This is a genomic window from Armatimonas sp. (assembly GCF_043760365.1).
Lineage (GTDB): Bacteria > Armatimonadota > Armatimonadia > Armatimonadales > Armatimonadaceae > Armatimonas.
Genome location: NZ_JAYUPA010000658.1, coordinates 1 through 4,027 on the forward strand (window position 1 = coordinate 1; position 4,027 = coordinate 4,027).

Sequence of the window (4,027 nt, forward strand, 5' to 3'; positions counted from 1 at the left end):
TTCCCAGGGAAACCGTATTTTCGTCGAGCAGAGCTTTGGGCAGGATGCGCTTCTGCGAATGCTAGCAGCTCTCCATAGCCTCACGGAGAAAAAGCTGTATGAGGAGATCCATTTAGATTTCAGTGCTTGTGATGCCGCGTTCGCGGGGCCAATGCTTGCGGTGTGCAGCCAGGCGCTCTGGCTGCACCAGAAGGGCATTCTGACTCACTTGACTCTTCCAAACGCTCCTAAGATCGCCCGGCTCTTTCACAATACCAACTGGGCACATCTGATGAACCCTGAGTACTTTGCCGCCTCTGACTACCGGGGGCACGATCATGTGGCAGCGATTCGTTTTACCGAGGCCCGCGAGCAACAAGAGGCCGTGACACGACTGGTTGATACAATTCTGGAAACGACAACCGATCTGGAGCGTGGTGATCTTGCGGCGATTGAGTGGGCGCTCAATGAAATAACAGACAATGTGCTCACGCATGCCGAGTCTTCCATTGGTGGCATTGTGCAGCTTAGCCGTCTTGGGCGCAAGAAACTGCTTGAGATTGCCGTCGTGGATCATGGCCTGAGTATTCCCCAAACCCTGCGAAGTGGCCCTCAGAAACACCTCGACGACCCGGATGCCTTGCTTGCTTCCGTGCAGGAGGGAGTGACACGCGACGCGACCTTAGGGCAAGGAAACGGTCTTTTTGGAACCTATGAGCTGGCACGCTTCAGTGGTGGATTTCTCAACCTTTACTCTGGTCACGCCAGCCTGAGGCTCGATCATAGCATCGTTTCTGTACAACCGGAGGCGGTTCCTTTCCCTGGAACTCTCCTGGTTGCCGGGTTGCGCTACAGTGATTCCACCACACTTGCAAAAGCGCTTCGATTTCAAGGACGCCCCCATGAACCCAGTGACTCGCTGGAGCTGCGCTATGAGCTAAACGACGAGAATATCATCTACCTGCGGGTTGTAGACGAAGTGGACTCGTTTCGCTCCCGCCCTGCCGCCGAGCCGCTTCGCACACGCGTCGAAAACCTGCGGCGTATGGTCTCACACAATCGCATTGTTCTGGACTTTGAGGGCATTTCTCTGATCTCCAGTAGCTTCGCCGATGAGCTAATTGGCAAGCTTTTCGTTCGCCTTGGCCCGACGGATTTTATGGGCGCTATCGTGATTCAAGGAGCTAGCCCGGTCAATCGCAATCTGATTGATCGGGCTATTCTCCAGCGTAGCGCGGCGCTTTTCCCCGCGAACCACAAGCCGTCTTAAATCCTACTTCTCATTCGCGGCTTTTTTCGTCTGCACAGCCTTGAGTTTCTCGTTGTCGAACTTGGGCTGGCGATCAAACGTGTAGACCCCGTTCTCCTCCGGGTAGATGTCGGTGAGCTGAGTGTAGCAGTAGCCGAACATCTTGGGGTCATTGAGCAAGACATCGCAGAGGCCCTCGAAGCGGGCGTGGAACGCATCGAGCGACGTCACGCGCTCGCCGTAGCCCCAGCTCTCTTTGTTCTCAAAGGCCGCCGGGTTCCACCAGATGCCGCCAAACTCGGAGCAGAAGTAGGGCTGGCCGCCGTAGGGGATATTGGTGGGCTTGTTGTCCCAGCCGTTGTTGATGTAGGGCTTGCCCTCAGCGAGGCCCGCCATGTTCGCGGCGAACTTCACCGGGTCTTGCTCGTAGTCGTGGGAGTCGTAGATGTCGGACTCGCGTACTCTATGGGCGTAGCCGGAGGTGTCCAGAACGGGGCGTGTGGCATCGGCGAGCTTGGTGGCTAGCCACATCCCGCGCGTCACGTCGTCGAGCTGCCGGATCGTGTCGGAGTTTTCCTGAAACGTCTCGTTGAGCGGGCACCAGCCGACGATACTCGGGTGGGAATAATCGCGCTCCACGGCTTCGAGCCACTGCGCGATATAGCTGGCATCGGGCTGCTGGTGGTTGGTGGAAGGGCCAAAGCCGCCACAGCCCCAGTCGCCAAACTCGCCCCAGACCAGATAGCCAAGCTTATCCGCCCAGTAGAAGAAGCGCTCCTCAAAGACTTTCTGGTGTAGCCGTGCTCCGTTAAATCCCGCCGCGATGCTACGCTCGATGTCTAAACGCAGCTCCTCGTCGCTGGGCGCGGTCATCACGGACTCAGGCCAGTAGCCCTGGTCTAGCACGGTGCGCTGAAAAACAATCTCGCCGTTGAGCTTAAACGCCATCCCTGAGAGTGCGACACTGCGCAGTCCCGCATAGCTCTCCACCGTATCAATCGTCGTTTTGCCGTGCAGGAGGGTCAGTGTGATGCCGTACAGATGCGGGTCGGCGGTGCTCCAGACACGCTTGCGGTCCTCGGGAACGTCGAGAATCAGCCGCGCCGCGAAATCTAAATCGGCGCGAACACTCGCCGTCGAAACCGCTCCGTTTGCATCCGTGAGCGTCGCCGTCACGGTCAGCCCCTCAAGGTTCGGCCCCGGCCCGTGCGCGGTCAGTGGCACGACCAGCTCAAAGCGGGAGTTGGCTAAGTCCGGCGTGATGCGCGGGCGCTTCATCGCGACATCGGCGACCGGCTCCAGCCAGACCGTCTGCCAGATTCCTGTGGTGCGGGTGTAGAAGCAGGCATAGGGCGCGAACTTATTGGCTTGCTTGCCGCGCGCCTGCGGCACCCCATGCTTATCTCTGGCGCGCACCACAATCGCGACGGTCTGCCCGGCGCACTTGCCTAAATTGGCGGAGAACGGCGTGAAGCCCCCCCGGTGCCGCGCCACTTCCACGCCGTCGGCCCAGACTGTCGTGTCGTAGTCCACCGCGCCAAAGTGCAGCAGCACGGTCTTATCGCCCCACGCCACCGGGATGTCCACTTCGCGCCGATACCAAACGGCGTTCAAAAAGTCCACGTGCTCCAGCCCGGAGAGCTTGGACTCCGGGCAGAACGGCACCGTGATCGTCCCGGTCAGCGCCCGATCTTTCACACCGCGCTCGATACCGGAGTCGCCGTAGTCCGCTTCGAACTGCCACGCTCCGTTCAAATTCAGCCAGTCCGTCCGCACAAACTGCGGGCGGGGATACTCAGGTCTTGGAATACTCATAGCAGACAGGGTACCAGAAATTCCCCCGAGCGGGAATGGGCAAGCCGCATGCGGGGCTTTGTCAAACGCACAGTCTTAAGATTCTGAGTCTATGAATGGAAAGGTACTATATACTTCTTCAGCAAGAAGGTAAACACTATCATAATCATATTTTTGCCCAAGTTTTGGAGTCCAGTAGCGTCCATGCGCCAGCCAATGGCGATACTTAAAAGCACCACGAATATTTCCTATCAAAATATGATCTACTAACATTTGATTTTTCCATGCAGAAAGAATTCCGTCTTCAAGTCTAATACTGGATTCATACTGTTTATACATATCACGAAATTCACGAGATAAACCATCTTTTTCTTTTTTATAACATCGCTGAAGATAATCTATTCGAAATGAAGCTTCTAAACCAGACATGATAGTCAGAACAGAAGACGATTCATTCTCTTCAAGTCGTATTTTTAGTTCTTCAGAAACTTCCTCTTCTGAATAGCCTGTAAATCTAACCAAGTAGCCAGAATTTTTTGTCCTGTACTGAGATTTAATTGTTATGAATTACTCTTTAATAGATTAAAGACACTAAAAAATAGTTAATATTTATCAACTAAGAGGGCAGGCTTATTAGAAAATAGCTCTGACTTTTTACGTAATAGCTATCAATCTCTTAGATAAGAGCTGCTGTCCACAAAGCTTCTTTCATGGCGCACTCTTCTGCTTCCTCAGAAAACCCAGGTAAAAACAAGTTACGAAGAGAAGAGTGTGGACAAGGGAGCGCCCGCCGCTGAGCTCAGGGGTCGCGATAAAGCTCGTGCCTAGGAGCGGCACGGAGACGTGCGCCCGGTAGAGATAAAAAAGGATGCCCGCGCTGACGAAAAAAGCTCCCGAAAGGAACTTACAGATGTCTTGCCAGGGAAGTTTTTTCAGCATAGTGGTTTCCTTTAGGGGAGTTTGGGCTCCTGCTCCGACCGAACGGCGAGGACGCGAAAACCGATA

General features: G+C 54.9%; 4 protein-coding genes. 1 reads left to right on the top strand and 3 read right to left on the bottom strand.

The genetic code is table 11. From position 1 onward, the window contains the following. Positions 1-1,249, top strand: a 1,249-nt coding sequence (locus tag ACH2EH_RS15225; RefSeq protein ID WP_395142892.1) for an STAS-like domain-containing protein, incomplete at its 5' end; no start/stop codon positions are given. A gap of 3 nt (positions 1,250-1,252) precedes the next feature. Here the strand turns inward: ACH2EH_RS15225 and ACH2EH_RS15230 are convergent. From ACH2EH_RS15230 to ACH2EH_RS15240, 3 genes are all read right to left on the bottom strand, one after another. After that, entirely contained in the window at positions 1,253-3,043 is a 1,791-nt protein-coding gene (locus ACH2EH_RS15230; protein WP_395142893.1) for a glycoside hydrolase family 2 protein, read from the bottom strand. A gap of 75 nt (positions 3,044-3,118) precedes the next feature. Next, positions 3,119-3,544, bottom strand: coding sequence for a hypothetical protein (locus ACH2EH_RS15235; protein WP_395142894.1), 426 nt, complete (start codon positions 3,542-3,544; stop codon positions 3,119-3,121). Between the two features lie 186 nt (positions 3,545-3,730). Continuing rightward, positions 3,731-3,961 (bottom strand): hypothetical protein, encoded by a 231-nt coding sequence (locus tag ACH2EH_RS15240; RefSeq protein ID WP_395142895.1) that lies wholly within the window; start codon positions 3,959-3,961, stop codon positions 3,731-3,733. Positions 3,962-4,027: the final 66 nt, after the last annotated feature.